The organism is Pseudomonas sp. HUK17, from assembly GCF_001566765.1.
On record NZ_LSMW01000005.1, the window covers coordinates 130,194 to 156,691 of the forward strand.

Here is a 26,498-nt window from a genome sequence, read left to right on the forward strand (position 1 = left end):
GGAGGCACTATTGTTCTGATACAGCATGTGCTGTCTGCCTCTGACCTGTCCGTTCGCGAACCCCGTATCACCGGAGAGTAGTAGGCATTAAAAGCATGGCGCCGAGTATCATCAGCGCGGCGCCGATGACCCTGTCTAGTACGATTTGCTTGCTAAGCATCTTCTGACGGAGCATCTCTGCAGAGAAAAAGATAGCGACGAGACTGAACCAAGCCCAGTGAGAGAACGACATGAACAGACCGTAGGCGAAGTTTGTGACAAGAGAGCTGTCAGGCTTTACCACCTGAGTGTAGGTCGACACAACGAACAGCATTGTCTTCGGATTGAGGGCATTGGTAAGAAATCCTATCCGAAAGATCGACAGTAGGCGCTCAGATGTTCCAAAGCCAGCATTGAGGTCAACTCGGTTTTTGTTAGTGAATGATTTTATACCTATATATATCAGGTAGGCTGCCCCGAGCAGCTTCATAGCGAACAGTAGGCGAGGTGACTGCACAATCAACAGGGCGATACCGAATACTGTGTAGAAGACGTGTATCTGAACACCACAAGCAATACCCAAAGCTGCTGTCAGGCCGGCCTTTCGACCGTGCAGAAAGCTGTTACGGGTTACCATGGCAAAATCGGGGCCCGGGCTGATAACTGCCAATATGGTGATCAATGCTACAGCTAGAATTTCGTTCATGTCGATCCTTTATGATGGACGAGCCTGAATGGCCCGTCCATGAACGGCTCTACTTTTTATTGAAAGTAATGACCAAGACGTCTCGGTAGGCTTCTCGTTCGGTATCGAGCTGGATAATTGGCGTTACGCCGTGCATTACCCTTTCATCATTCACGATAGCAACGTCCATAGGGTTGGTGAGCGTGAAGGCAGTCAGCCGCCTCTTTTGCCTATCGTGTATAGATGTCTCACCGTTAACGACATTAACTCGATTGATCAACATCATGAATACGAAATTTACGCCGTCACGATGTACACCTTCGGGGGTGGGCGAGGAGCTCTGGCCTGGCTTGGCGTAGATCCGAAATTGATGAACCTCAATATGCCAAGAAAAAAACGGAGTGAGTTGTCCAAATGCTTCGCAGCACAGCCTCATTGAAGCGAGGAACGCTCGATTGTTGATCGTACCCGGATCAATTGGCGAAAAGTGCCGAGCGATATCGCCGTTGAGCTGATTGTAATCCAGGCTTTGATAGTGAGGCTGATGCGGAACAAGCTCGACCGATACGCCCAAAGGGTCAGCGTGAAAAGTTGCATGCCGACGATAGCGATAACTACCGCCGTCCCTCATGTAGCCATCCTGCTCCAAGAGATTCCAGCTTTCTTGAAACGCAGTCCATTCTTCCAAAAAGTCTTCATCCTGTTCAGCTAGCAGCTTGGACGTACGCCTTGCCGGCAGGTTTATAAAATCATTTTTGGCGATATTTTTGCACAGGTCCTCAACCCCTTTACGGACGCCGGCAAAGCTGTGACTGGAACGATTGGCAGATTGAGCAAAGCTAGAGGTGCTATCCATATCACTGTCCTAGATGTGTTCATAGAAGCTTTTTTTTCCGAGTGGCTGCTGGATGATGCCTTGTTGCTTACCGAGATAAAAACGATTTAAAATCGCCTAACCTGTTCCATTTCGTTGCCGATCGCCATGAAACTGCCACCACTGAATGCTTTGCGTTTTTTTGATGTTGCAGCCAGAACCGAAAGCTTTGTGGAGGCCGCGGCTGAGCTGCATGTCACGCACAGTGCCGTGAGTAGACAGGTACGACTATTAGAGGACGATCTGGGTGTTTCCCTGTTCGACAGAAGAGGGCGATCTATATATCTGAACAAGGCTGGACGTGAGCTGAGACAGGTCACTAGTAGAATGTTCGACGAGCTCGCGCAGGTGTCAGATCGAATCCGAAACTCGGCCATGGAGAATGTTTTGACCTTGTCCTGCGAGCCCACGATAGCGATGCGTTGGCTTATTCCTAAGCTAGGGTCATTTCAATCTGCATGTCCCGATATTACTTTGCATTTGGTGGCAGCAGGCGGGGCAATCGATTTTCGACGTACCAAGGTTGATATTGCGCTCCGCCGCAATGATTTCAAATGGGATGACAGTGTCGAAGCGCTATTCATCTGCAAAGAGCGCACAGGGCCGGTAGCGGCAGGAGCTCACGCATCAAGCATTGATAATGAAGATACAGTTTTTCTCCATACGAGCTCACGCCTCAATGCTTGGCCTACCTGGGCGTCGACGGCTGGCAGATCAATAAAAAGCAAACGTAACGTAACCTACGAACACTTTTATCTCTCCATTCAGGCTGCAACTGCTGGGCTGGGTGTGGCTATAGCTTCTTTTTTGATGGTACAAGAAGATGTTGCTGCGGGACAGTTGGTGGCGCCGCATGGATTTCTCGAAGACGGATCTGCTTATTATCTTTTGTCTCCAGAACCGATTTCCGGCTGTGACAGTCGTCAGCGCTTCGCGAACTGGCTGCTAAGAGAGATCAGGAACAACGAATAAGTAGTTAAAAGACTCTATCAGGCCTTAAATCAACGCTTTCAAATGAGGGGCTGATACCACCGGCACAGTAAACATCTCGGCAGCACCATCTCAGCCGACGTGTCACATATCAGTCCCAAGGACACTGCGGTTAAGAGTCTATCTTATGTAAGAAAGGCCCCATTAGAGGCGGCCTCTGGCAATGATCGAAACTTACCTAGGCGCTGGAAACCTTACATCCGGCGTCCTCGCCCGGCCTCCGGAGAAGAACTGGGCGCTTTATTTCTTGAAGTGAGCTGAATACAGCGAAGCCCAACAACCAGACGCGGCTCCGACTGTTGGGTTCGGACGATGATGCCGGCTCAATCCACCCTACGCGGCCGGTCAGACGTCCCGCAGCTCGCCAGCGAAGCGTTCCAGGCGCCGTCGCAGCCGTTGGTTCTCCCGCCGCAGTTCTTCCACCTCATCCAAGAGGTGCAGCGCTAGAGCGGTCGCGGACCAGTCCAGGTCCAGCTCGTGGCGCAGGCGTACAGCGCGGCGGGCGCGGTGCAGGGCACCGGTGTCGAAATGCCACTCGGCCGGGCGCTTGCCGCGCTGGGGCGCTAGGATGCCGTGTTCGACGATTTCCACCACCACGGGCTCGCTCACCTCGCAGAGCACGCAGAATTCCTGCAGGACGATCAGACTGCTCATCAGACTTTCCTCCAGTCTTGGCGGGGATTGAAGGCCGCCCGCTCGGCCAGTTGGCGCCACAGCGCCTGGGTTGCTTCATCACCTTTGGGCGGCATCACCACCTTGAGCAGGGCATGCAGATCGCCCTGCCCGTTCTTGCCGGCCAGGCCCTTGCCTCGTACCCGCAGCCGCGCACCGTTCTGGCTGCCGGGCGGAATGCTCAGCATGATCTGCCCATCCAGCGTCGGCACCTGCACCTTGGCGCCCAAGGCCGCCTCCCAGGGGGCGAGCGGCACGCTGACCACCAGGTCCTGGCCATCCACGTCGAACAGGGGATGGGGCGCCAGACGGATGACCAGGTAGAGGTCACCCGGCTCCGCGCCACCGATGCCCGGCTCGCCCTGGCCTTTCAGGCGAATGCGTTCACCTTCGGTGCTGCTGGCGGGAATCTTTACGTTGAGGGTCTTGGTGGTCTCGCCGACGCGCCGGCCCAGCTCATCGCGCTGCGGCAACGAAAAGCTCAGCGGCTTGGTACTGCCGGCCTGGCTCTCTTCGAGAAACAGTGGCAGCTCCAATTCGATGTCGCGACCACGGCGAGCGAAGCCACCCTGTTGCGAGCGTCCAGCGGCGCCGAACAGGGATTCGAAGAAGTCGGAATAATCCTGGCCGAAGCCGGCATGGGGATCACTGTAGTCGGCACCCGAGCCCGGCTGCCAATCCGGCGGCACCTGGAAGCGCTCGCCCTGTTGCTGATAGAGGCGCACCTGGTCGTATTCCGCACGCTTGTGCGGATCGCGCAGGACGTCATAGGCCTCCGCCACCTCTTTGAAGCGAGCTTCGGCGTCGGCCTCCTTGCTCACATCGGGGTGGTACTTGCGCGCCAGTTTGCGGTAGGTGGTCTTGAGGGTCTTGTCGTCGACGTCGGGGGCGACGCCGAGCACCTCGTAGTAGTCCTTGAAGTCCATTGCGGTCTCCAGTGGGGGTTCCCCTAGAGACCGCGCGGTGCCTGCAACGGTTGCATGACTCTGGTCAGTCGCCGCGCTTGCGGAAGGCCAGGCTACCGGCCAGCACGGTAAAGGTCGCCACCAACGCTACCAGGATCCAGAAGCCATGGGGCGAATCGGCAAGCGGAATGCCGCCGACGTTCATGCCGAAAAAGCCGGCGATGATGTTGATCGGCAGGGCCAGCACCGTGACCAGGGTCAGGGTGAACAGGGTGCGGTTGGTCTGCTCGGCGGAGGCGGCGGCGATCTCCTCCTGCAGCAGCTTGAGACGCTCCACCAGGGCGGCGAGGTCGTCCAGCACCCGGTCGAATTCCTCAGTGGCCTCGCGCAGGGTCTGGATGTCGTCGCGGCGCAGCCAGGCGGGCGGCCGGTTGAGCAGGCGCAGCAGCGAGCCCGGTTCCAGGGCCAGCAGGCGCTGCAAACGCACCAGGGCGCGTCTCAAACTACCCAGCTCGGCGCGACTGGCGGCCAGCCGCTGGGACAGCAGCCGATCCTCGATGGCATCCACCTTGACCGTGGTGTCGCGGATGATGCCGGTCAGCACATCGGCCTGGTCGCGCAGCAGATGCACCAGCAATTCCAGGGTCGAGCCGAAGCCCTCACCCCGGCGTACCGCGTGGCGCAGGCGATCCACCGAGCGCAGCGGCTGGGCCCGGGCGGTCACCAGCAGTCCCGGTCGGGCACAGGCCCAGAGGGTGGCGACGTCCACCGAGACCTGTCCGTAGGCCAGGGTCACGTCGTTCACCACCCCGAGCAGGGTATCGTCGGCTGGCTCCAGCCGGGTCGAATGGGAACCGGCGTGCAGGGATTCGAAGAATTCCTCCGGTAGCCCCAGGTGCTCGCGCATCCAGCGCTCGGCGGCGGCATGGGCCAGGTTGAAGTGCAGCCAGCGAAAGCCACCCTCTTCCGCGTCCCAGGGATCTTCCGGCGCCATGGTCAGGGCACGCCCCGGCTGACCGGAGGTGAAATGGTAGGCGTAGAGCAGCCCCAGCCGTTCGGCGGCCGGATGCAGGGGGATCAGGGTGTTGGTCATGGCTACCTGCGGAGGGAACGCGACATCAGGGCTCTGTTAGCAGGTCCGGATGAACCTTTGATGACAGAGCCCCGAGTCAGCAGGTGCCAGCGGCGCCCTCGAAAAGGAGGCGCGGCGCTTATTGCGGACGCATGTGCGGGAAGAGGATGACGTCGCGGATCGACGGCGAGTTGGTCAGCAGCATCACCAGGCGGTCGATGCCGATGCCTTCGCCGGCGGTGGGCGGCATGCCGTATTCCAAGGCGTTGATGAAGTCGGCGTCGTAGTGCATGGCCTCGTCGTCACCGGCGTCCTTTTCCTGGACCTGCAGCATGAAGCGCTCGGCCTGGTCTTCGGCGTCGTTGAGCTCGGAGTAGGCGTTGGCGATCTCGCGGCCACCGATGAACAGCTCGAAGCGGTCGGTGACGCTGGGATTGTCGTCGTTGCGCCGGGCCAGCGGCGAGACCTCGAAGGGGTACTCGGTGATGAAGTGCGGCTGCTCCAGCTTGCTCTCCACCAGCTCCTCGAAAATCATCACCTGCAGCTTGCCCAGGCCTTCGTGGCCGAGGACCTTGGCGCCGGCCTGCTTGGCGATGGCGCGGGCCTTCTCGACGTCCTGCAGGTCTTCCGCAGTGATGTCCGGGTTGTACTTGAGGATGGAGTCGTACACCGACAGGCGCACGAAGGGCTCGCCGAAGTGGAAGACCTTGTCGCCATAGGGCACGTCGGTGGTGCCGAGCACGGCCATGGCCAGTTCGCGGAACAATTCCTCGGTGAGGTCCATGTTGTCGCGATAATCCGCATAGGCCTGGTAGAACTCGAGCATGGTGAACTCGGGATTGTGCCGGGTCGAGACGCCTTCGTTACGGAAGTTGCGGTTGATCTCGAAGACCTTCTCGAAGCCACCGACCACCAGCCGCTTGAGGTACAGCTCCGGCGCGATACGCAGGAACATGGCCATGTCCAGGGCGTTGTGGTGGGTTTCGAAGGGCTTGGCCGCCGCGCCGCCAGGAATGGTCTGCAGCATGGGCGTTTCCACTTCGAGGAAACCGCGCTCCATGAGGAAGCGGCGGATGTGGGCGATGACCTGGGAGCGCACGCGGAAGGTCTGGCGGACCTCCTCGTTGACGATCAGGTCGACATAGCGCTGGCGATAGCGCAGCTCGGTGTCGGTCAGGCCGTGGTGCTTGTCGGGCAGCGGGCGCAGCGACTTGGTCAGCAGGCGCACATCGCTCATGTTGACGTAGAGATCGCCCTTGCCGGAGCGGGCCAGGGTACCTTCGGTGGCGATGATGTCGCCCAGGTCCCAGGTCTTGACCGCTTCCAGGGTCTCGGCCGGTAGGGTCTTGCGGTCGACGTAGACCTGGATGCGCCCGCTGGTGTCCTGCAGCACCATGAAGGCGCCGCGGTTGAGCATGATGCGGCCGGCCACCTTGACCTTGATGCCCGCGGCTTCCAGCTCTTCCTTGGTCTTGTCGGCGTACTGCTGCTGCAGGTCACCGGCCAGGCTGTCACGGCGGAAGTCATTGGGGAAGGGAATGGCCTGCTGGTCACGCAGCGCGGAAAGCTTTTCCTTGCGCTGGGCGATCAGCTTGTTGTCTTCCTGTTCCTGGGCTTGGGGATCTAGGGGTTGTTCGCTCATGTCTGCTCTTTACCTGGGGTGCTGACCGTAGGAGCGGCCCATGGCCGCGATAGAGTTTTATCGCGGCCATGGCGGTGCGCCGATGCGACCGCTCCTACAGGAAATGATGGATTAAACGCCCTGCTTGAGGCTGGCTTCGAGGTATTCGTCCAGATCGCCGTCGAGCACCTTGTCGCAGTCGCTGCGTTCCACGCCGGTGCGCAGATCCTTGATCCGCGAGGCGTCGAGGACGTAGGAGCGGATCTGGTGGCCCCAGCCGATATCGGACTTGGAGTCTTCCAGGGCCTGGGAGGCGGCGTTGCGCTTCTGCATCTCCAACTCGTACAACTTGGCCCGCAGCATCTTCATGGCGGTGTCCTTGTTGGCGTGCTGGGAGCGCTCGTTCTGGCAGGCCACCACGGTGTTGGTGGGCACGTGGGTGATCCGCACCGCGGAGTCGGTGGTGTTCACGTGCTGGCCGCCGGCACCGGAGGAGCGGTAGGTGTCGACGCGCAAATCGGACGGGTTGATCTCGATGTCGATGTTGTCATCGATCTCGGGCGAGACGAACACCGCGGTAAAGGAGGTGTGGCGACGGTTGCCCGAGTCGAAGGGACTCTTGCGCACCAGGCGGTGCACGCCGATTTCGGTGCGCAGCCAGCCAAAGGCGTATTCGCCCTTGATGTGCACGGTGGCGCCCTTGATGCCGGCGACCTCGCCTTCCGACAACTCGACGATCTCGGCGCTGAAGCCGTGCTGGTCGGCCCAGCGCAGGTACATGCGCAAGAGCATGTTGGCCCAGTCCTGGGCCTCGGTGCCGCCGGAGCCGGCCTGGATGTCCAGGTAGCAGTTGTTGGGGTCCATCTCGCCGCTGAACATGCGGCGGAATTCCAGCTTCTCGAGGATGCCGCGCAGGCGCTCCACCTCGGCCGCCACGTCATCGACCGCGCTCTGGTCTTCCTCTTCGGCGGCCATTTCCAACAGGTCGTTGGCATCCGCCAGGCCGCCGTTCAGCTCGTCCAGGGTACCGACCACCTGGGCCAGCAGCGCGCGCTCGCGGCCAAGGTTCTGGGCGTATTCGGGCTTGTTCCAGACAGCGGGGTCTTCGAGCTCGCGCTCGACTTCGACGAGACGATCCTTTTTCAGATCGTAGTCAAAGATACCCCCGAATGGTCTCGGTGCGGCTGGAGAGGTCCTTGATGCTGGTGACGATCGGGTTGATTTCCATGGGGGAAACACTCGCGAGAAAAGCTGTGGAAAAGCTCGCGAGTATAACCCAATCGGCGGCGAAACTCAGAGTGCGACGGGGATTCGCCGCCTGCTGGGCCTCAATCGGCGTCGAGATCGCGGTGGCGGGTTTCCGGCAGACACAGCAGGCCTACCACCAGGCTGACGCCGGTCACCAGTACCGGGTACCAGAGGCCGTAGAAGATGTCGCCGGTATAGACCACCAGGGCAAAGGACACCGTGGGCAGGAAGCCGCCGAACCAGCCATTGCCGATGTGGTACGGCAGCGACATGGAGGTGTAGCGGATGCGGGTGGGAAACAGCTCCACCATCAGTGCCGCCAGGGGTCCGTAGCAGAGGGTGGCGATGAGGATCAGGGCGAAGATCACCGCCACCACCATAGGCTTGTTGACCTGCGCCGCATCGGCCTTGGCCGGGTAGCCGGCGGCCTGTACCGCGGCGCGCAGGGCTGGCTCGTCATAGCCGACGATGACCTTGTCGCCGACATTGACCTGCACCGCGTCCCCCGGCGCCGCCGCCACGCTGCGGTAGGGTAGTCCGCTCTTGGCCAGCAGGGTCTTGACCCGATCGCAGGGGCTGTCGAAGCGCGCCTTGCCCACCGGATCGAACTGGAAGGTGCAGGTGGCCGGGTCGGCGGTCACCACGATGGGCGCCTGCTGGCTGGCCTGGTAGATCTGTGGATTGGCGTAGTGGGTCAGGGCCTTGAACAGCGGGAAGTAGAGCACCGTGGCCAGCAGCAGGCCCAGCATCAGGATCGGCTTGCGGCCGACCTTGTCCGACAGCCAGCCGGCGATGACGAAGAAGGGGGCGCCCAGGATCACGCTGACGATCAGCAGGTTGTTGGCCAGCACCGGATCCAGCTTGAGGGTCTGGGTAAGAAAGAACATCACATAGAACTGCGACAGGTAGAAGGTCACCGCCTGGCCGCCGTTGATGCTGAACAGCGCGATCAGCACCACCTTGAGATTGCTCCAGTTGGTGAAGGAATCGCGGATCGGCGCCTTGCTCTGCTTGCCTTCGGCCTTCATGCGCAGGAAGGCCGGCGATTCGTGCATCGATAGGCGGATCCAGGTGGAGATGGCAAGCAGGAAGATCGACAGCAGGAACGGCAGGCGCCAGCCCCAGACCTCGAACTGGTCACCGGTCAGGTAGCGGCAGACCAGGATCACCACCAGCGACAGCAACAGCCCCAGGGTCGCGGTGGATTGCAGCCAGCTGGTGTGGGCACCGCGCTTGCCGGGCGGCGCGTGCTCGGCGATGTAGGTAGCGGCGCCGCCGTACTCACCGCCCAGGGCCAGGCCCTGCAGCAGGCGCAGCACCACCAGGATGATGGGTGCGGCCACGCCGATGCTGGCATAGGTGGGCAGCAGGCCGACGCCGAAGGTGGCGATGCCCATGAGGATGATGGTGGCGAGAAAGGTGTACTTGCGCCCGACCATGTCGCCCAGGCGGCCGAACACCAGGGCACCGAAGGGCCGCACCACGAAACCGGCGGCGAAGGCCAGCAGGGCGAAGATGAAGGCGGTGGTGTCGTTGACGCCGGCGAAGAACTGCTTGCTGATCACCGCCGCCAGGGCGCCGTAGAGAAAGAAGTCGTACCACTCGAAGACGGTTCCCAGGGACGAGGCGAAGATCACCTTGCGTTCTTCGCGGCGACTGCTGGCCGCGCTGGGTTGGACCCGGGGTTGGGCATAGTCGGACATCGCACGTTCTCCTGACCCGGGATCGCCGGGCTGATTGTTGTTATGGGCGACAGCTACTACGGTGGAAACGGCGGAAAACTCCGCCGTCGGTGGAACCGGATGGACGAGTTTAGGCAGCCGAGACGGCGCTGGCCCGGGCGACTGCGACGGGCAGCTCGTGGCTGCCCTGCTCCCGCGCCTCCGCCAGCATGAAAGTGGCCGCCTGTTCGGCGATCATCAGCGTCGGCGAACAGCTGTTGCCCGAGACCAGGGTCGGCATGATGGAGGCGTCGGCCACCCGCAGCCCGGGAATGCCATGCACCCGCAGGCGGGCGTCCACCACGGCGTCGGCGCCCTGCCCCATGCGGCAGGTGCCGGAAGGGTGGAAGATGGTGGTGCCTATGGCGCCCGCGGCCTGCTGCAGTTCTTCCTCGCTCTGATAGGCCGGGCCTGGCAGATACTCCTCGGGCCGGTAAGCGGCCAGTGCCGGCGCGGCGGCGATGCGCCGGGTCAGGCGGATGGCGTCGGCGGCCACCTTGAGATCCTCCGGCGCGCTGAGGTAGCGCGGCTGGATCAGCGGCGCGGCCAGCGGGTCGGCGCTGCGGATGGCCACCTGGCCACGACTGGCCGGGCGCAGGTTGCACACCGAGGCGGTAAAGGCGGGAAAGCCGTGCAGGGGCTCGCCGAAGCGCTCCAGCGACAGCGGCTGCACGTGATACTGCAGATTGGCCGAGGGCTGCCCGGGATCGGAATGGGCGAAGGCGCCCAGTTGGCTCGGCGCCATGGCTAGGGGACCACTGCGACTCCAGAGATACTCCAGGCCCATGCCCAGCTTGCCCCAGAGACTGCCGGCCAGGGCATTGAGGGTCGGCACGCCGTGCACCCGATAGATCAGCCGCAATTGCAGGTGATCCTGCAGGTTGCCGCCGACCCCTTCCAGCCGATGCTGGACACCGATGCCCAGCCCTTCGAGCAGGCCGCGCGGACCGATGCCGGAGCGCTGCAACAGGGTCGGCGAGCCAATGGCGCCGGCGCAGAGCACGATCTCCCGCCGCGCCACCAGGCGCTGGGGTTCGGCCTGGCCCGGCAGCCGCGCCAGCACCGCCCGTGCCCTGCCCTCCTCCAGCAGCACCCGCTCCACTTGCACCCCGGTCAGCACCTGCAGATTGGCACGCTGGCGGATGGGCTTGAGAAAGGCCTTGGCGGCATTCCAGCGCACGCCATTACGCTGATTGACCTGGAAGTAGCCGCAGCCTTCGTTGTCGCCGGTGTTGAAGTCTTCCACCGGCGCGATGCCGGTTTCACCCGCGGCACTGCGAAAGGCGTCGAGCAGGGTCCAGTGCAGGCGCTGCCGCTCGACCCGCCATTCACCCCCGGCACCATGAACGGCCGAGGCGCCGTCGCAATGATCTTCCATACGCTTGAACAGCGGCAGTACGTCCTGCCAGCTCCAGCCGGGGTTGCCAGCGGCGGCCCAGCCGTCATAGTCACGGGCCTGGCCGCGCATGTAGATCATGCCGTTGATGGACGAGCAGCCACCCAGCACCCGGCCACGCGGATAGTTGAGCGCGCGGCCACCCAGGCCCGCCTCCACCTCGGTCTTGAAGCACCAGTCGGTGCGCGGATTGCCGATGCAGAACAGATAGCCGACGGGGATGTGGATCCAGGGATGGTTGTCACGGCCGCCGGCTTCCAGCAGCAGCACGCTATGAGCCGGATCGGCGGACAGCCGGTTGGCCAGCAGGCAGCCGGCCGGACCGGCGCCGACGATGATGAAGTCATATTCCGCAGCAGGACCGGGCATGACGTTCCCTCGCTTTTTTGTTGTTGTGGTCCCTATCCTAGTGTCGTCATCCGCGAACAACAGTCGCAGAAAACGGGCACCGGCTGTGCATTTCTGAACAGTGACCAGCAAGCGGCCGGGCAGACAGGCCTAGACGAGGAAAAGGGATGTTCGACTGGAACGATCTGCGGGTTTTTCTGGAGGTCCAGCGCCATGGCCGCCTGCTTACCGCCGCCCGCAGCCTGGGCGTCAGTCATGCGACCGTCGCCCGTCACCTGGAGGCGCTGGAACGCGCCCTGGGCAGTCAGCTGCTGGTGCAACAGGCCAGCGGCTATCAGCTCACCCCCGCCGGCCAGGCCCTGCTGGCGCATGCCCAGGCGATGGAAGAAGCCGCACTGCTAGCCCAGGAGGCCGTGACCCAGCGACTCAATCCGCTGGGTCAGGTACGGGTCGGGGTGACCGAAGGCCTGGGCACCGGTTTTCTCGCCCAGCGCCTGGGGGCGCTGCTGCGCGATTATCCGGGTCTGGAAGTGGAGCTGGTCTCGGTGCCGCGCTTCGTCAGCGTCACCAACCGCGAAGCGGACATCGCCATCACCCTGGAAAGGCCCACCGCCGAAGGCCTGATCGGCCGGCGACTGACGCCCTATCGTCTGAGGTTCTATGCCAGTCGCGCCTACCTGGATCGAGCACCGGCGCTGGATGCCGAAGCCGACCTCGGCGAACAGACCTTCATCGGCTACGTCGACGACCTGCTGTACACCCGCGAACTGCAATTCATCCAGGGACTCTGTTCGGATCCGCGCATCGTCTTTCGCAGCACCAGTGTCATCGCCCAGCGCGAAGCGGCCTGCGCCGGCATCGGCATCGCCGTGCTGCCCTGCTATCTGGTAGGTCAGGGCACGCCGCTGGAGGGCGTGTTGCCAGAACGCTCCTTTACTCGGGAATACTGGATCTCGACGCACCGGGAACTGCACCGCTCCGCGCGCCTGCGCGTGGTCTGGGATTTCCTGCTGCACCTCTGCGCGGCGGAGCGGAGCGTCCTGCTGGGCGAGGAACGCCCGCTCGCCTAGCGGTCAGACCGCCGCGGCCTCACGCTCCAGCTCGGCGCGCAGGCCAGGCTCCAGGCGCAGCTGGCGCGCCAGCTCGTCCAGGTAGGCCTTTTCCATGTATTGCTGATCGTCGATCAGCATCAGGCTGGCCAGGTACATCTCGGCGCCCATCTCGGGCGTTTCCGCCGCCGCGGCGACCTTGGCCGGATCCAGCGGTTGTTCCAGTTCGCGCTGCAACCAGCTGCGCAACTCGGGATCGTTGTCCAGCTTGGCCATCTCGGCTTCGATGGCCTGGCGCTCCTGGTCATCGACATGACCATCGGCCTTGGCTGCCGCGATCAGGGCGATCAGCACCGCCCGGCCATGGGCCTCGGCTTCGTGCTCCGGTACCCGATCCACGGTACGGGGCTCGACGGCTGCCGTACCCTGGGCCTGATTGGCCTGCCAGGACTGATAGGCCTTGTAGGCCACCATGCCCAGCGCCGCCAGACCGCCATAGCCGACCGCCTTGCCACCCATGGCGCGACCGCGCTTGCTGCCCAGCAGCGCAGTCAGGGCCCCAGCCGCCAGGCCGCTGTTGCCCAGTCCGGAGAGCAGACCGCCCAGGGAATCCTTGCCGGTGGATGCCGTGCCGGGTCGGGGGGCCGAGTGACCGGTCTTCTTGGCCAGGGCCTGCTGGCCCGCCTTGAGCAGTTGATCAAGCAAACCGCGGGTGTTCATGGATGACCTCCACAGAGTCAGGATTCAGCTCTTTAGGACCGCTGAGCACACCGTCTGGCTCCCGGCACCTGCTTACCGAATGTTGCCGGGGTCGCCGTCGCGACCAGCCGGTTGATACAAAATATTGCTGACCGCGGGCCGCCCACGGCGCTACTCTTGCGCCTTTCCCTTGCAGTTGCCGGAGACACCCCATGCGCTCGCGTCTGGCTGTGCTGTTCGCGCTTTCGCTCGCCCTCATCGCCGGCCAGGTCCAGGCCGCCGCCGAGGATGCCCGCCTCATTGCCAATCGCTATCTCGATGCCTGGAACGATCACGATGCCGAGGCCGCCAGCGCCCTGCTCGACCCCAAGGTGCAGTATTTCGACAGCGGCGCCGCCACCACCGAGACCAGCCGCACCCAGGCCCGCGACCGCATCGTCAAGGTCACCCTCAAGGCCGTCCCGGATCTACAGGTAAAGATGGTGCACAAGCCGGTCATCGGCCCGCGCAGCATCGCCTTCGAATGGGAACTGACCGGCAACCGCGTCACCGCCACCGGCAAGCAACCGGTCAAGATCCGCGGCGCCAGCATCATGAAGATCCGCGACGGCCGCATCTGGTATCTGGGCGACTACTACGACAGCGACGCCCTGGAGGCGATGCTGCGCCCGGTCAAGCCCTGACTCGGGGAGCCATCCGCACGGATGGCTCCGTCCCGCGCCCTATTCCTCCCCGAACGGCTTGCGCAGCGGCGTATCCCGGTGCGCGGCGCGCACGTATTGTGGCGGCCAGGAGACCTTTTCCCGTAGGGCTTCGGCGGCATTCAGCGGCCAATAGGGATCGCGCAGCAGTTCGCGGGCCAGCAGCACCAGATCGGCCTGACCGGTACGCAGCACGTGCTCGGCCTGGGCCGCATCGGTGATCATGCCCACCGCGCCACTGGGAATCCCAGCCTCCTTGCGCACCCGCTCGGCGAACTGGGTCTGGTAGCCGGGCCCGGTGGGAATGTCGGCCTGGGCGGCGGTGCCGCCGGAGGAGACGTCGATCAGGTCGACGCCCAGGGTCTTCAATCGGCGTGCCAGCTCCACCGTCTCATCGACATCCCAGCCGTCTTCCACCCAGTCGGTGGCTGAAACCCGCACGAACAGCGGCAACGCTTCCGGCCAGACCGCGCGGACATCAGCGGTGACTTCCAGCAACAGGCGAATGCGATTCTCGAAATTGCCGCCGTAATCGTCCTCGCGGCGATTGGAGAGCGGCGAGAGGAACTGGTGCAGCAGATAGCCGTGGGCGGCATGGACCTCGGCCACCTTGAAGCCGGCCGCCAGGGCGCGCTCGGCGGTGTCCACGAAGGCCCGGCGGATGCTGGCGATATCGTCGCGATCCATGGCGGTGGGCCGGGTGTGCTGGGGATCGAAGGCGATGGCCGAGGGCGCCACCGGCACCCAGCCGCCTTCGGCGATGGGCACGCTGCCGTGCTTGCCGAGCCAGGGTTGCCAGGTACTGGCCTTACGGCCCGCATGGGCCAGTTGGATACCGGCTACGCTGCCCTGGCCTTCGATGAACTGGGTGATACGGCGCAGGGGCTCGATCTGCTCGTCCTTCCACAACCCCAGGTCCTGGGGCGTGATGCGCCCGTCGGCGGTGACCGCGGTAGCCTCGAAGATCACCAGGCCGGCGCCACCGGTGGCGCGACTGCCCAGGTGAACCAGGTGCCAGTCGTTGGCGAAGCCGTCTTCGCTGAAATACTGACACATCGGGGAGACCACCACGCGATTGGGCAGGGTCAGCTGACGCAGGGTCAGGGGCTGGAACAGGAGACTCATGGCGGACCTCGTCTAGTCGGGATTCACCGCATTGGAGTGTTCCCGAACAGAATAGGTCGCTGTTCCGACTAACGCGGTGCCAGGTGCACCACCAGCAACTGCACGCTCTCGTTGCCGCGGAATTCATTCACGTCCAGCCGATAGGCCAGCTCGGCCCAGCGGATGTTGGGATCGGGCCAGGTGTCACGGTCGATGTTGAAGGCGATGCCGTCCAGCTCCGGGCCGCCCTGCTCGCTGCGCAGGGTCAGCTTGAGGTGCCGTTCCTTGAGCAAGCGCTGGGAGAGGATCTCGAAGGTGCCGTGAAACAGCGGCTCGGGGAACTGCTGCCCCCAGGGGCCGGCCTGGCGCAGGGCCTGGGCCAGATCGAGCTGGAATTCGCTCGGAGCGAGGCAGCCATCGGTCTGCAGGCGCCCACTGAGGTCGTCGGCCTGCAGATGGCGACGGACCTCGGCGTCGAAGGCGCTGGCAAAGGTCTCATAATGCGCCTGGGGCAGACTGAGGCCGGCGGCCATGGCGTGGCCGCCGAACTTGGTGATGAGCCCCGGATGACGGGTCGCCACGGCGTCCAGGGCATCGCGGATGTGCAGCCCGGGTACCGAACGCGCCGAGCCCTTGAGCATGCCGCTGCCACTGCCGTCGTCGGCGAAGGCCAGCGCCGGGCGGTGATACTTTTCCTTGAGGCGCGAGGCGAGGATGCCGATCACGCCCTGGTGCCACTCCGGGTCGAACAGACAGAGACCGAAGGGCAGATTGTCTTCCGGCAATTCCTTGAGCTGCTTGAGCGCCTCGCGCTGCATGCCCTGCTCGATGCTCTTGCGATCCTTGTTGAAGTCGTCCAGCTGCTGGGCATACTCCTGCGCCAGTTGCGGGTCTTCGCAGAGCAGCAATTCGATGCCGATGGACATATCGTCCAGGCGCCCCGCCGCATTGAGCCGCGGGCCGAGAATGAAACCGAGGTCGCTGGAGGCCACCTTGCCCGGTTGGCGCCCGGCCACTTCCAGCAGCGCCTTGAGCCCCGGGCGCGCCCGACCGGCGCGGATACGCATCAGTCCCTGGTGCACCAGGATGCGGTTGTTGGCATCAAGCGGCACGACGTCGGCGACGCTGCCGAGGGCGACCAGATCCAGCAACTCGGCTAGGTTGGGCTCGGCCAGGCCCTGACGGGCGAACCAGCCGTTCTCGCGCAGGCGACTGCGCAGGGCCAGCATCACATAGAAGATCACCCCGACCCCGGCGATGCACTTGCTGGGGAAGGCACAGGCCGGCTGATTCGGATTGACGATGGCATCGGCGGCGGGCAATTCGGCGCCCGGCAGGTGGTGGTCGGTGATGACCACCTGCAACCCGGCCGCCTTGGCCGCGGCCACGCCGTCCAGGCTGGAGATGCCGTTGTCGACGGTGAGCAGCACCTCGGGTTCGCGCTGCAGGGCCACGGCGACGATCTCGGGCGTCAGGCCGTAGCCGTATTCGAAGCGATTGGGCACCAGGTAGTCGACCCAAGCCGCGCCCAGGCGACGCAGGGCCAGCACGCCCACGGCGCTGGCGGTAGCGCCATCGGCATCGAAATCGCCGACAATGAGGATGCGCCGGCGCTCTTCCAGAGCGCGCGCCAGCAGCTCCACCGCCGCCTCGATGCCCTTGAGCTGGTGATAGGGCACCAGCCGCGCCAGCCCCTTGTCCAGTTCTTCCGGCAGGGTCACGCCGCGCGCGGCATAGAGCCGGGTGAGCAGCGGCGGCAAGTCGCCCAGGTCGGGCAATACTGCCGGTAGCGGACGGGGCTCCAGGCGCATCAACGTTCGCCCAGCAGCCATTCCAGCTGCAATTCGTGCTGACCGCGGTCGTCGGTGACGAACAGGGTGCCTTCGCTGATCATCACCTGCCAGGAAATGCTGCGCGGCAGATCGCGGGCCAGTTCGGCCAGGGGCTCGGCGGGAACCGCGGCGATGTGCAGATTCTTCAGCGTCCTGACCGCGTCCACCACCTTGGTCTGCCAGACGCGCAGGTTGCCGTAGGCCAGCAGGCTGGTGCGCTCGGTACGACGGCTGCACCAGGTCAGGCGCTCGGCATCGGGCTGGCCGACTTCGATCCAGTGCAGCACCCGGCCATCGAGACTCTTCTCCCACAGCGCCGGCTCGTCGACGTCGGACAGGCCACGACCGAAGGCCAGCTGCTCGTTGTACCAGAGCACATAGGCCAGCAACCGCACCGCCATGCGCTCCTCGGTCTCGGAGGGATGCCGCGCCACGGTCAGGCGCAGATTCTCGTAGACCCCGCGATCCAGATCGGTGAGGTTGAGTTCGACTTTGTAGGGCGTGGCTTGCAGAGCCATGGGCGGGTCACCGGCAGGGAAAGCCGGGCATTGTACCGGAAAAGGCCGAGGGGCTTGGGACCGTGGATCCGTAGGTTGGGCTGAGCGTAGCAGCGACGGTTGGAGTCTGCCTTGTTGGGCTTCGACGATGGAGCCGTCTCAACCCAACCTACAGGTCAGCGTAGGTTGGGTTGAGCGCAGCGAAGCCCAACAAAGACGGTTGGAGTCCGCCGTGTTGGGCTTCGACGAGGGAGCCGTCTCAGCCCAACCTACAGTCGCAGGTTGGACGAACCCCCTTACAGCGGCTGACCACGCTTGCCGTGGCGGCTGACGAAGGCCTGGACGGCGGCCAGGTCGTTGGGCAGCACGGTGCAGCGCTCTTCGCGCTGCAGCAGATCGGCCAGGTGGGTCGGCAGGCTGAGGGTCGCGCCGATGCCGGCCTTTTCCACCGCTTCGGGGAATTTCACCGGATGGGCGGTACCCAGCACCACCATGGGTGTGGCCAGGCTGCGGCGGCATTCGCGAGCGGCGCGCACGCCGATGGCGGTGTGCGGATCCAGTACCTCGCCGGTGGCGGCAAAGACCTCGGCGATGGTGGCGCAGGTCTCCTCATCGTTCACGGCCAGGGAATCGAACAGCTTGCGCGCTTCGGTCCAGCGATCGTCCGCCACCGTCAGGGTGCCGCTGCTGCGGAAGTTCGCCATCAGCTCGGCCAGGGCCAGGCCGTCGCGACCGTGCAGGTCGAACAGCAGGCGCTCGAAGTTGGACGAGACCATGATGTCCATGGACGGCGACAGGGTGGCTTCCAGCTGCTGCTTGTCGTAGCGATTGCCGGACATGAAGCGGTGCAGAATATCGTTGCGGTTGGTGGCCACCACCAGCTGGCTCACCGGCAGGCCCATGTTGCGCGCCAGGTAGCCGGCGAAGATGTCGCCGAAGTTGCCGGTGGGCACCGAGAAGGCGATGGAGCGCGCCGGCCCGCCCAGCTGCAGGGCCGCGTGGAAGTAGTAGACGATCTGGGCCATGATCCGCGCCCAGTTGATCGAGTTGACCGCCACCAGCGGGGTGCCCTTGAGGAAGCCCTGGTCGGCGAAGCTGGCCTTGACCATCTCCTGGCAGTCGTCGAAGTTGCCTTCAATGGCGATGTTGTGGATGTTGTCGCCCAGCAGCGTGGTCATCTGCCGGCGCTGCACTTCCGACACCCGCTGGTGCGGATGGAGGATGAAGATGTCCACGTTCTCGCAGCGCTTGCAGCCTTCGATGGCCGCCGAGCCGGTGTCGCCGGAGGTGGCGCCCATGATCACCACGCGCTCGCCGCGCTTGGCCAGCACATGGTCGAGCAGCCGCCCCAGGAGTTGCAGGGCGAAGTCCTTGAAGGCCAGGGTCGGGCCGTGGAACAGCTCCAGTACCCACTCGTTGGCGTCCAGCTGGCGCAGCGGCGCGATCGAGCTATGGGCGAAACCGGCGTAGGTCTCTTCCAGGATGGCCTTGAATTCGGCATCGGCGATGGAGCCGGCGACGAAGGGCTTCATCACCCGAAAGGCCAGCTCGTGGTAGGGCAGACCGGCCCAGGAGGCGATCTCTTCCAGGGAAAAACGCGGCAGGTTCTCCGGTACATAGAGACCACCATCGCTGGCGAGACCCGCCAGCAGCACTTCTTCGAAATTCAGCGCGGGCGCCTGGCCGCGGGTACTGATGTAACGCATGACTCGACCTCGGGAAAGACGGCGGCGCCGGGCGCCGCCAGGCTGCTCAGTTCAGGTGCTCGACGCGGATGCGGACGACATCGCCGACGACATCGTCCAGGGCCTCCAGGGCGGTGATGGCCTCGACCATATGGCGCTCGGTCACGCGATGGGTCAGCAGGATCATGGGCACCAGGCCGTCATGTTCCTCGGCTTCCTTCTGCATGATGGACTCGATGTTGATGCCGCGCGCCGAGAGGATGCTCGCCACCTGGGCCAGCACGCCCGGGTGATCCTTGGCCTGGATACGCAGATAGTAGGCGCTCTCGCAGGCCTCGATCGACAGCACCGGATGGTCGGACAGCGCATCGGGCTGGAAGGCCAGGTGCGGCACGCGATTCTCGGGATCCGAGGTCATGGCACGCACCACGTCCACCAGGTCGGCCACCACCGCCGAGGCGGTCGGCTCCTGCCCGGCACCGGCGCCGTAGAACAGCGTCGAGCCGACGGCGTCGCCATTGACCATCACCGCGTTCATCACGCCGTTGACGTTGGCGATCAGGCGATCGGCCGGGATCAGCGTCGGGTGCACCCGCAGCTCGATGCCCTGGTCGGTGCTGCGCGCCACGCCCAGGTGCTTGATGCGATAGCCCAGCGCCTCGGCGTAGCCGACATCGGCGGTGGTCAGGCGGGTGATGCCCTCGGTGTAGGCCTTGTCGAATTGCAGCGGAATGCCAAAGGCGATGGAGGCCAGGATGGTCAGCTTGTGGGCAGCATCGATGCCTTCGACGTCAAAGGTCGGATCGGCCTCGGCATAGCCCAGCGCCTGGGCTTCGGCCAGGACATCGGGAAAGGTGCGACCCTTCTCGCGCATCTCGGAGAGGATGAAGTTGCCGGTGCCGTTGATGATGCCGGCCACCCAGTTGATGCGGTTGGCGGCCAGGCCTTCGCGCAGTGCCTTGATCACCGGGATGCCGCCGGCCACCGAGGCTTCGAAGGCGACGATCACGCCCTGCTCGCGCGCCTTGGCGAAGATCTCGTTGCCGTGCACGGCGATCAGCGCCTTGTTGGCGGTGACCACGTGCTTGCCGTTGGCGATGGCGCGCAGCACCAGTTCGCGGGCCAGGGTGTAGCCACCGATCAGCTCCACCACCACGTCGATCTCGGGATTGTCGGCCACCGCCAGGACCTCGGCGGTGATCGGCGTGCTGCCGGTGTCGCACTGAGGATTGGGCCGGCGCTGGGCGATCTGCGCCACCTCGATACCCCGACCGGCGCGCCGGGCGATTTCCTCGGCGTTGCGCTTGAGTACGTTGAAGGTCCCGCTGCCCACGGTACCCAGACCACAGATGCCTACTTTGACCGGCTTCACACCCTTATCCCCATGTCGTGTGGGACCGCTCCGCGGCCCCGTTCATAACTCTGATTGAGGCGCCTAGCGGGCGCCGATTGCCGCTTCCGCCAGCTGGTCGGCCGGCTGGTAGCCCGGGATCATCTGGCCATCGGCGAGAATGATCGCCGGGGTACCCTGGATGCCCATGTTCTGCCCCAGCGCGAATTGCTGGGCGACCGGATTCTGGCAGCTCTCGGACTTGACCTCACGGCCGGTGAACATCTGGTTCAGCGCCGCCGGCTTGTCCTTGGCGCACCACACCGATTCCAGCTGCTTGGAGCCCGGTGAGCCCATGCCCTGCCGCGGGAAGGCCAGGTAGCGCACCTCGATGCCACGCTTGTTCAGCTCGGGCACCTCGGCGTGCAGCTTCTGGCAATAGGGGCAGGTGGTGTCGGTGAAGACGGTGATGTGCGCCTTGGTCTCGCCCTGGGCGGGATAGATGATCATCTGGTTACGGTCGAGGCCGTTGATCTGCCGCGCCACGGCGACGTTCTCGGCCTTCTCGGTCAGGTTGGAGGCCTTGCCGTCCTTGACCTGGTATAGATAGCCCTGCATGACGAACTGGCCGTCGCCGCTGGCATAGAGCACCCGGCCGCCCTTGAGCTGGACCTGGTAGAGACCTTCCAGCGGGCTCTTGGCGATGGACTCGATGGCGAGATTGGGCTGCAGCGCGGTCAGGCTCTGGCGAATGGCCTGCTCAGGTTCGGCCTGAGCCAGTTGCACGCCGAGCCCCAGGCAAGCGGCGAGCAACAGTTGGGAAATACGCATGTTTGACTCCTGTTGAGACGCCGGCAAGCCTACCACAGACCTGCCGACTACGGCGGTGGGCCCTAGCCGCGCGGATGGTGCTGGGCGTGCAGTTGCTGCAGCCGCACGCGGGCGACGTGGGTGTAGATCTGGGTGGTGGACAGACTGGTATGGCCGAGCAGCATCTGCACCGTGCGCAGATCCGCGCCGTGGTTGAGCAAATGGGTGGCGAAGGCGTGCCTCAGGGTATGCGGTGACAGCGAGGTGCGGATGCCCGCCACCTGGGCATGCAGCTTGATGCGGTGCCAGAAGGTCTGCCGGGTCATGGGCGTGCCCCGCTGGCTGGGAAAGAGGATATCGCCGGGCTGGCCGCCCAGCAGCAGCGGGCGCGCGGTCTTCAGATAGCTTTCCAGCCAGGCGATGGCCTCTTCGCCCAAGGGGATCAGCCGCTCCTTGCTGCCCTTGCCGAAGACCCGCAGCGAGCCCTCGCGCAGGTTGATCTCGTCCAGGGTCAGGCTGATCAGCTCGGTCACCCGCAACCCGGTGGCATAGAGCACCTCGAGCATGGTGCGATCGCGCAGGCCCAGGGTGTCTTCGGTATCTGGTGCGGCCAGCAGGGCTTCCACGTCCGCCTCTGACAGGCTCTTGGGCAGCGGTGCGCCCAGTTGCGGCATGCTCACCAGCAGCGTCGGGTCCTCGGCGACCCGCCCCTCGCGCACGGCATACTTGTAGAAGCTGCGCAGACCGGAGAGAAAGCGCGCCGTGGAGCGCGCCTGGTAGCCCTCGCTCAGGCGCCAGCCGAGATGATCGAGCACGGCGTCGCGACCCAGGTTCTCCAGGGTCAGCCCCCTGCCCTCCAGCCAGCGGGCGAAGGCCAGCAGATCGGTGCGATAGGCGCTGCGGGTATGGGGCGACAGTCCCTTTTCCAGCCACAGGGCGTCGAGGAATTCCTCGATCAGCCGTTCGGCGCTCACGCGGCGAAGCCTGGCAGCACCGGCGTCGGCTTGCCCTCGTCATCGACCGCGACAAAGCTGAAGGCGCCGTTGATGGCGCGCTCGCGCCCTTCCGCCAGCATGCCTTCGACGAAGACCTCCACCTGCACCTTGATGCTGGTGTTGCCAACCTTCACCACCCGGCCGATCAGCTCGACGATGGAGCCGGCGGGGATGGGGTGGTTGAAATCGATCCGGTCGGTGGAGACGGTGACCAGCGGCTTGCGACAGAAGCGCGTCGCGGTGATGAAGGACACCTCGTCCATCCAGGCCAGGGCGGTGCCGCCGAACAGGGTGTCGTGATGATTGGTGGTGGGCGGGAAGACCGCCTTGGCCACCCGGGTTTCCGACAGCGCGGTACGCCGCTGGATTTCCGCTTCGCGGGTCGTCATTGCTTACCTCGAACCTCAGAAACGAAAAAAGCAGCCGAAGCTGCTTTTTTCTGGTCACTCCGCGATCAGGAAAGCTTTTCCTTGATGCGGGCAGCCTTGCCGGACAGTTCGCGCAGGTAGTACAGCTTGGCCTTGCGCACGTCACCGCGACGCTTGACGCTCAGGCTGTCGACCAGCGGGCTGTAGGTCTGGAAGGTACGCTCGACGCCAACGCCGTTGGAGATCTTGCGCACGGTGAAGGCGCTGTTCAGGCCGCGGTTACGCTTGCCGATCACTACGCCTTCGAAGGCCTGCAGACGCTGACGGTCGCCTTCCTTCACCTTAACCTGGACAATCACGGTGTCGCCGGGGGCGAACGCCGGGATTTCTTTGCTCATCTGCTCAGCTTCGATCTGGGCAATGATTTTGTTGGTCATGTCACTCTGCTCCTAAGACAGGCCGCGGCCCGCCATCGATACCTAACTATCGTTCCGCTGACGAAGGTATTCCGCCAACAGGTTCTGCTCTTCCCCAGAAAGCGAGCGGCTATCCAGAAGATCGGCGCGTCGCTCCGCAGTGCGTCCCAGGGACTGCTGCAGGCGCCAGCGCCGGATATGCTCGTGATTACCACTGAGCAACACGTCGGGTACGCGACGGCCCTCGTACACCTCGGGTCGGGTGTAGTGCGGGCAATCGAGCAGGCCGTCGGTAAACGAATCCTGCTCGGCGGAATCCACATGCCCCAAGGCTCCGGGCAGCAGTCGCGTAACCCCATCGATCAGCACCATGGCCGGCAATTCACCGCCGGACAGCACATAGTCGCCAATCGACCATTCTTCATCCACGTGCGTCTCGATGAAACGCTCGTCGATGCCTTCGTAACGCCCGGCGATGAGGATCAGATGCTCCTCCTGCGCCAGTTCCCGTACCGCCGCCTGGTCGAGCTTGCGACCCTGGGGGGACAGGTAGATCACCTTCGCCGCCGAATCACCCCGGGCATCGGCCAGGGCGCGCTCCAGCGGCTGGATCTTCATGACCATGCCGGGACCGCCGCCAAAGGGCCGGTCGTCCACGGTCTGGTGGCGATCCTCGGTATAGTTGCGCGGGTTGTAGCAGGTCAGCTCCAGGAGCCCCTGCTTCATCGCGCGACCGCTCACGCCATAGGCGCTCACGGCTTCGAACATCTCGGGAAAGATGCTGATGACATCGATACGCATGGATCAGAAATCCGCATCCCAGTCGACCTGCATCTCGCCCTTGGCCAGATCCACCGCCAGCACGTACTGGTCGGGCAGATAGGGCAACAGACGCTCACGATCGTCGAGGCTGCCAGCACAGGGCATGACCACCATGACGTCGTTGGCCCCGGTCTCCAGCAGATGATCCACCACACCCAGCCACTGGCCTTCGCGATTGATCACCTTGAGACCTTCCAACTGATGCCAGTAATAGTCGCCGGCGCCCAGCTGGGGTAATTCACTACGCGGCACGCAGATCTCGAAACCGGCCATCAGCCGGGCTTCTTCACGATCGTCCAGGCCCTGCAGCCGTACCGTCAGGACCTTGCCGTGCAACCGACCGCCGAGCACCTTGACCTGCCGGGTCTCGCCTTCGCGCCGCAGCGTCCAGGTCCGATAGTCCAGCAGATTGTCGAGCGGATCGGTAAAGGAGTAGATCTTGAGCTCACCACGTACGCCAAAGACCGAAACTATCTTGCCCAGGACCACCAGGTCGGGGGCGGAGGTCGGCGTACTCATGGTCTTCAGGCGGTAGCCTGAGCGCTCTTCAGCAACTGAGCGACGCGCTCGGACGGCTGGGCGCCCTGCGACAGCCAGTAGCTGGCACGCTCTTGGTCCACCGACAGACGGATTTCTGCGCCGCTGGCCACCGGGTTGAAGAAACCGATGCGCTCGACGAAACGACCATCACGCGCATTGCGGCTGTTGGTCACGGTCAGGTGGTAGAAGGGGCGCTTCTTGGAGCCGCCACGGGCTAGACGGATGGTTACCATTGAACTTCGTTCCTGTAGTCGGTGCTTGTAGCTGTGGGCACACTGGGCCACATGGCCCGAAAGGCCGCATATTCTAAGGGCTGTCACCCGGTTTGCCAATGGCTTTAAACGGTGCCCTCGGCATTGCGGCAGCCTGGAGACTCCAGCAGCGGAGCCTCGTCGCTCGCGAAGGTGCATCAGCACTGGTGCCGACGCCCCACGCAGAGCCCTTTCCAATGCCGGCCATCTGGCGACGGGCGGCACCGGAAAATCACATCTTGGGCATGCCGCCGCCAGGGAACATGCTGCCCATGCCGCGCATCATCTTGGCCATGCCGCCCTTGGCGGTGACCTTCTTCATCATCTTCTGCATCTGCTTGTGCTGCTTGATGAGGCGGCCGACGTCCTGCACCTGGGTACCGGAGCCCAGGGCGATGCGCTTCTTGCGCGAGCCGCTGATCAGTTCCGGATCGCGGCGCTCGGCCGGGGTCATGGAGTCGATGATGGCTTCCATCTGCTTGAAGTGCTTTTCCGCCGCGCCCTGGGCGTTGCCCATCTGCTGGATGTTCATGCCACCCATCATGGTCGGCAGCTTGTCCATCAGCGAACCCAGGCCGCCCATGTTCTTCATTTGGCGCAGCTGATCGCGGAAGTCCTCGAGATCGAAGCCCTTGCCCTTCTTGAGCTTCTTGGCCAGCTTGTCGGCCTTTTCGCGATCCAGGGTCTGTTCGGCCTGCTCGATCAGCGAGAGGACGTCGCCCATGCCGAGGATGCGCGAAGCGACACGGTCCGGGTGGAAGGGATCGAGGGCTTCGCTCTTCTCGCCCATGCCGATGAACTTGATCGGCTTGCCGGTGATGTGGCGGACCGACAGGGCGGCACCGCCCCGGGCATCACCGTCGACCTTGGTCAGGATCACGCCGGTCAGCGGCAGGGCGTCGTTGAAGGCCTTGGCGGTGTTGGCGGCGTCCTGACCGGTCATGGCGTCGACCACGAACAGGGTCTCGGCAGGCTTGGTGGCGGCGTGGACCTGCTGGATCTCCGCCATCATCTCGCTGTCGATGTGCAAACGACCGGCGGTGTCGACGATCACCACATCGATGAATTTGAGCTTGGCTTCGCGAATGGCGGCCTGGGCGATCTCTACCGGCTTCTGGCTGATGTCGGAGGGGAAGAAGGTGACCCCCACCTCCCCGGCCAGTGTTTCCAGCTGCTTGATGGCAGCCGGACGATAGACGTCGGCGGATACGACCATGACGGTCTTCTTCTTGCGCTCCTTGAGGAAGCGCGCCAGCTTGCCCGCAGTGGTGGTCTTGCCCGCGCCCTGCAAGCCGGCCATGAGGATGACCGCCGGCGGCGCCACGTTGAGCGCCAGGTCTTCGTTGGCCGCGCCCATGATGGCTTCGAGTTCGGCGCGCACGATCTTCACGAAGGCCTGGCCCGGGGTCAGGCTCTTGGACACCTCGGTGCCGACCGCCCGCTCCTTGACCCGGTTGACGAATTCCTTGACCACCGGCAGGGCGACGTCCGCCTCGAGCAGCGCCATGCGCACCTCGCGCAGGGTGTCCTTGATGTTGTCTTCGGTGAGCTTGGCCTTGCCGGTAATGTGGCGCAGGCTTTGGGACAGGCGGTCTGTGAGATTCTCGAACATGCGGACATCCAGGGCAGAAACGGCGGCTGACCGACAAGTATAACGAAAGAGCGCCTGACCAGGGATAGCCGCTGGGGCCGGTTACCACGTGAATCCGTCAGCGGCGCCCGCTTTGGCGAGCAGCTGAGGAAGCAAGGACAGGCACCGGCATCAGGGCCGGTGCCCGAGGGGACGGGATCAGAAAATCAGCGAGAAGATGCCGATCACCACCACGAGGCCGATCAGAAAGATGATGCCCATGGTACCGCCGAGAAATTTAAGCATGGTCGCGACCTC

Annotated in this window: 27 protein-coding genes; 3 read left to right on the plus strand and 24 right to left on the minus strand. The window is 64.0% G+C overall.

What is annotated here, in order from left to right:
- Nucleotides 1-67 precede the first annotated feature (67 nt).
- A complete protein-coding gene (locus tag AX284_RS02695) occupies nt 68-685 on the minus strand; it encodes a LysE family translocator (RefSeq protein ID WP_068383447.1) in 618 nt (205 codons plus the stop codon).
- Nucleotides 686-734: 49 nt separating this feature from the next.
- Entirely contained in the window at nt 735-1,520 is a 786-nt protein-coding gene (locus AX284_RS02700) for a 2OG-Fe dioxygenase family protein (protein WP_037063808.1), read from the minus strand.
- A gap of 126 nt (nt 1,521-1,646) precedes the next feature.
- Between AX284_RS02700 and AX284_RS11655 the strand changes: the two genes are divergently transcribed.
- A complete protein-coding gene (locus AX284_RS11655) occupies nt 1,647-2,510 on the plus strand; it encodes a LysR family transcriptional regulator (protein ID WP_082731505.1) in 864 nt (287 codons plus the stop codon).
- A 363-nt stretch (nt 2,511-2,873) separates the two neighbouring features.
- Here the strand turns inward: AX284_RS11655 and AX284_RS02705 are convergent, their stop codons facing one another.
- The 7 genes from AX284_RS02705 to AX284_RS02735 form a co-directional block, all read right to left on the minus strand.
- The gene (locus tag AX284_RS02705) at nt 2,874-3,182 is read right to left on the minus strand and encodes a chaperone modulator CbpM (RefSeq protein WP_017640778.1); all 309 of its coding nucleotides are present in this window, start codon (nt 3,180-3,182) and stop codon (nt 2,874-2,876) included.
- The gene (cbpA, locus tag AX284_RS02710) at nt 3,182-4,126 is read right to left on the minus strand and encodes a curved DNA-binding protein (protein WP_068383448.1); all 945 of its coding nucleotides are present in this window, start codon (nt 4,124-4,126) and stop codon (nt 3,182-3,184) included. The genes AX284_RS02705 and cbpA overlap by 1 nt, the downstream gene beginning before the upstream one ends.
- 64 nt (nt 4,127-4,190) lie before the next feature.
- Complete coding sequence (locus tag AX284_RS02715; RefSeq protein ID WP_017640780.1) at nt 4,191-5,198, minus strand: transporter; 1,008 nt, start codon at nt 5,196-5,198, stop codon at nt 4,191-4,193.
- Nucleotides 5,199-5,316: 118 nt separating this feature from the next.
- Entirely contained in the window at nt 5,317-6,819 is a 1,503-nt protein-coding gene (gene lysS, locus AX284_RS02720) for a lysine--tRNA ligase (RefSeq protein WP_068383451.1), read from the minus strand.
- Between the two features lie 111 nt (nt 6,820-6,930).
- A protein-coding gene (prfB, locus tag AX284_RS11800; RefSeq protein ID WP_153015305.1) for a peptide chain release factor 2 occupies nt 6,931-8,026 on the minus strand; the annotation gives its coding sequence in 2 pieces (ribosomal slippage) (nt 6,931-7,953 and nt 7,955-8,026; 1,095 coding nt in all).
- A 100-nt stretch (nt 8,027-8,126) separates the two neighbouring features.
- Nucleotides 8,127-9,749, minus strand: a complete 1,623-nt coding sequence (locus tag AX284_RS02730; RefSeq protein ID WP_068383453.1) for an MFS transporter — start codon at nt 9,747-9,749, stop codon at nt 8,127-8,129.
- A 109-nt stretch (nt 9,750-9,858) separates the two neighbouring features.
- Nucleotides 9,859-11,532 carry a GMC family oxidoreductase gene (locus AX284_RS02735; RefSeq protein ID WP_068383455.1) on the minus strand — a complete coding sequence of 558 codons (1,674 nt, stop codon included), beginning with the start codon at nt 11,530-11,532 and terminating at the stop codon, nt 9,859-9,861.
- Between the two features lie 146 nt (nt 11,533-11,678).
- Between AX284_RS02735 and AX284_RS02740 the strand changes: the two genes are divergently transcribed.
- Nucleotides 11,679-12,581, plus strand: coding sequence for a LysR family transcriptional regulator (locus AX284_RS02740; protein ID WP_017640785.1), 903 nt, complete (start codon nt 11,679-11,681; stop codon nt 12,579-12,581).
- A gap of 3 nt (nt 12,582-12,584) precedes the next feature.
- Here AX284_RS02740 and AX284_RS02745 read toward each other — a convergent pair whose 3' ends face one another.
- Nucleotides 12,585-13,280 carry a tellurite resistance TerB family protein gene (locus AX284_RS02745; protein ID WP_068383457.1) on the minus strand — a complete coding sequence of 232 codons (696 nt, stop codon included), beginning with the start codon at nt 13,278-13,280 and terminating at the stop codon, nt 12,585-12,587.
- Between the two features lie 191 nt (nt 13,281-13,471).
- Here AX284_RS02745 and AX284_RS02750 point away from each other — a divergent pair, with 191 nt between their 5' ends.
- Nucleotides 13,472-13,942, plus strand: coding sequence for a nuclear transport factor 2 family protein (locus AX284_RS02750; RefSeq protein ID WP_017640787.1), 471 nt, complete (start codon nt 13,472-13,474; stop codon nt 13,940-13,942).
- A 39-nt stretch (nt 13,943-13,981) separates the two neighbouring features.
- On the opposite strand, the gene AX284_RS02755 is transcribed toward AX284_RS02750, so the two are convergent.
- The 14 genes from AX284_RS02755 to AX284_RS12230 all read right to left on the minus strand — a co-directional run bounded on the left by AX284_RS02755 (nt 13,982) and on the right by AX284_RS12230 (nt 26,486).
- Nucleotides 13,982-15,085 (minus strand): NADH:flavin oxidoreductase/NADH oxidase, encoded by a 1,104-nt coding sequence (locus AX284_RS02755; protein WP_017640788.1) that lies wholly within the window; start codon nt 15,083-15,085, stop codon nt 13,982-13,984.
- 68 nt (nt 15,086-15,153) lie between these two features.
- Nucleotides 15,154-16,875, minus strand: a complete 1,722-nt coding sequence (recJ, locus tag AX284_RS02760) for a single-stranded-DNA-specific exonuclease RecJ (RefSeq protein WP_068383458.1) — start codon at nt 16,873-16,875, stop codon at nt 15,154-15,156.
- On the minus strand, nt 16,875-17,414 hold the full coding sequence (locus AX284_RS02765; RefSeq protein ID WP_007160963.1) for a YaeQ family protein: 540 nt from the start codon (nt 17,412-17,414) through the stop codon (nt 16,875-16,877). Before AX284_RS02765 ends, recJ begins: the two co-directional genes overlap by 1 nt.
- 275 nt (nt 17,415-17,689) lie before the next feature.
- A complete protein-coding gene (thrC, locus tag AX284_RS02770; RefSeq protein WP_068383460.1) occupies nt 17,690-19,099 on the minus strand; it encodes a threonine synthase in 1,410 nt (469 codons plus the stop codon).
- Nucleotides 19,100-19,145: 46 nt separating this feature from the next.
- Entirely contained in the window at nt 19,146-20,450 is a 1,305-nt protein-coding gene (locus AX284_RS02775) for a homoserine dehydrogenase (protein ID WP_007160961.1), read from the minus strand.
- 63 nt (nt 20,451-20,513) lie between these two features.
- Nucleotides 20,514-21,239: a thioredoxin fold domain-containing protein gene (locus AX284_RS02780; protein WP_068383462.1), complete on the minus strand. Its 726-nt coding sequence runs from the start codon at nt 21,237-21,239 to the stop codon at nt 20,514-20,516.
- A 62-nt stretch (nt 21,240-21,301) separates the two neighbouring features.
- A complete protein-coding gene (gene xerD, locus AX284_RS02785) occupies nt 21,302-22,192 on the minus strand; it encodes a site-specific tyrosine recombinase XerD (RefSeq protein WP_068383463.1) in 891 nt (296 codons plus the stop codon).
- Nucleotides 22,189-22,602 carry an acyl-CoA thioesterase gene (locus AX284_RS02790; protein ID WP_007160958.1) on the minus strand — a complete coding sequence of 138 codons (414 nt, stop codon included), beginning with the start codon at nt 22,600-22,602 and terminating at the stop codon, nt 22,189-22,191. Before AX284_RS02790 ends, xerD begins: the two co-directional genes overlap by 4 nt.
- A 65-nt stretch (nt 22,603-22,667) precedes the next feature.
- Nucleotides 22,668-23,018, minus strand: coding sequence for a 50S ribosomal protein L19 (gene rplS / locus AX284_RS02795; protein WP_068383465.1), 351 nt, complete (start codon nt 23,016-23,018; stop codon nt 22,668-22,670).
- 42 nt (nt 23,019-23,060) lie between these two features.
- A complete protein-coding gene (trmD, locus tag AX284_RS02800) occupies nt 23,061-23,798 on the minus strand; it encodes a tRNA (guanosine(37)-N1)-methyltransferase TrmD (RefSeq protein ID WP_068383467.1) in 738 nt (245 codons plus the stop codon).
- Between the two features lie 3 nt (nt 23,799-23,801).
- Entirely contained in the window at nt 23,802-24,338 is a 537-nt protein-coding gene (gene rimM, locus AX284_RS02805; RefSeq protein ID WP_064307868.1) for a ribosome maturation factor RimM, read from the minus strand.
- Between the two features lie 5 nt (nt 24,339-24,343).
- Nucleotides 24,344-24,592 carry a 30S ribosomal protein S16 gene (gene rpsP / locus AX284_RS02810; protein ID WP_017640797.1) on the minus strand — a complete coding sequence of 83 codons (249 nt, stop codon included), beginning with the start codon at nt 24,590-24,592 and terminating at the stop codon, nt 24,344-24,346.
- 250 nt (nt 24,593-24,842) lie between these two features.
- Nucleotides 24,843-26,222, minus strand: coding sequence for a signal recognition particle protein (gene ffh, locus AX284_RS02815; RefSeq protein WP_007160953.1), 1,380 nt, complete (start codon nt 26,220-26,222; stop codon nt 24,843-24,845).
- Between the two features lie 177 nt (nt 26,223-26,399).
- Nucleotides 26,400-26,486, minus strand: coding sequence for a hypothetical protein (locus AX284_RS12230; protein WP_108582491.1), 87 nt, complete (start codon nt 26,484-26,486; stop codon nt 26,400-26,402).
- Nucleotides 26,487-26,498 lie beyond the last annotated feature (12 nt).

Excerpts from the sequence above, each read along its gene's own strand:
- AX284_RS02695 (WP_068383447.1), bottom strand. The coding sequence starts at position 685 with ATGAACGAAATTCTAGCTGTAGCATTGATCACCATATTGGCAGTTATC.
- AX284_RS02700 (WP_037063808.1), bottom strand. The coding sequence starts at position 1,520 with ATGGATAGCACCTCTAGCTTTGCTCAATCTGCCAATCGTTCCAGTCAC.
- AX284_RS11655 (WP_082731505.1), top strand. The coding sequence starts at position 1,647 with ATGAAACTGCCACCACTGAATGCTTTGCGTTTTTTTGATGTTGCAGCC.
- AX284_RS02705 (WP_017640778.1), bottom strand. The coding sequence starts at position 3,182 with ATGAGCAGTCTGATCGTCCTGCAGGAATTCTGCGTGCTCTGCGAGGTG.
- cbpA (WP_068383448.1), bottom strand. The coding sequence starts at position 4,126 with ATGGACTTCAAGGACTACTACGAGGTGCTCGGCGTCGCCCCCGACGTC.
- AX284_RS02715 (WP_017640780.1), bottom strand. The coding sequence starts at position 5,198 with ATGACCAACACCCTGATCCCCCTGCATCCGGCCGCCGAACGGCTGGGG.
- lysS (WP_068383451.1), bottom strand. The coding sequence starts at position 6,819 with ATGAGCGAACAACCCCTAGATCCCCAAGCCCAGGAACAGGAAGACAAC.
- AX284_RS02730 (WP_068383453.1), bottom strand. The coding sequence starts at position 9,749 with ATGTCCGACTATGCCCAACCCCGGGTCCAACCCAGCGCGGCCAGCAGT.
- AX284_RS02735 (WP_068383455.1), bottom strand. The coding sequence starts at position 11,532 with ATGCCCGGTCCTGCTGCGGAATATGACTTCATCATCGTCGGCGCCGGT.
- AX284_RS02740 (WP_017640785.1), top strand. The coding sequence starts at position 11,679 with ATGTTCGACTGGAACGATCTGCGGGTTTTTCTGGAGGTCCAGCGCCAT.
- AX284_RS02745 (WP_068383457.1), bottom strand. The coding sequence starts at position 13,280 with ATGAACACCCGCGGTTTGCTTGATCAACTGCTCAAGGCGGGCCAGCAG.
- AX284_RS02750 (WP_017640787.1), top strand. The coding sequence starts at position 13,472 with ATGCGCTCGCGTCTGGCTGTGCTGTTCGCGCTTTCGCTCGCCCTCATC.
- AX284_RS02755 (WP_017640788.1), bottom strand. The coding sequence starts at position 15,085 with ATGAGTCTCCTGTTCCAGCCCCTGACCCTGCGTCAGCTGACCCTGCCC.
- recJ (WP_068383458.1), bottom strand. The coding sequence starts at position 16,875 with ATGCGCCTGGAGCCCCGTCCGCTACCGGCAGTATTGCCCGACCTGGGC.
- AX284_RS02765 (WP_007160963.1), bottom strand. The coding sequence starts at position 17,414 with ATGGCTCTGCAAGCCACGCCCTACAAAGTCGAACTCAACCTCACCGAT.
- thrC (WP_068383460.1), bottom strand. The coding sequence starts at position 19,099 with ATGCGTTACATCAGTACCCGCGGCCAGGCGCCCGCGCTGAATTTCGAA.
- AX284_RS02780 (WP_068383462.1), bottom strand. The coding sequence starts at position 21,239 with ATGCGTATTTCCCAACTGTTGCTCGCCGCTTGCCTGGGGCTCGGCGTG.
- AX284_RS02790 (WP_007160958.1), bottom strand. The coding sequence starts at position 22,602 with ATGACGACCCGCGAAGCGGAAATCCAGCGGCGTACCGCGCTGTCGGAA.
- rplS (WP_068383465.1), bottom strand. The coding sequence starts at position 23,018 with ATGACCAACAAAATCATTGCCCAGATCGAAGCTGAGCAGATGAGCAAA.
- trmD (WP_068383467.1), bottom strand. The coding sequence starts at position 23,798 with ATGCGTATCGATGTCATCAGCATCTTTCCCGAGATGTTCGAAGCCGTG.
- rimM (WP_064307868.1), bottom strand. The coding sequence starts at position 24,338 with ATGAGTACGCCGACCTCCGCCCCCGACCTGGTGGTCCTGGGCAAGATA.
- rpsP (WP_017640797.1), bottom strand. The coding sequence starts at position 24,592 with ATGGTAACCATCCGTCTAGCCCGTGGCGGCTCCAAGAAGCGCCCCTTC.
- ffh (WP_007160953.1), bottom strand. The coding sequence starts at position 26,222 with ATGTTCGAGAATCTCACAGACCGCCTGTCCCAAAGCCTGCGCCACATT.
- AX284_RS12230 (WP_108582491.1), bottom strand. The coding sequence starts at position 26,486 with ATGCTTAAATTTCTCGGCGGTACCATGGGCATCATCTTTCTGATCGGC.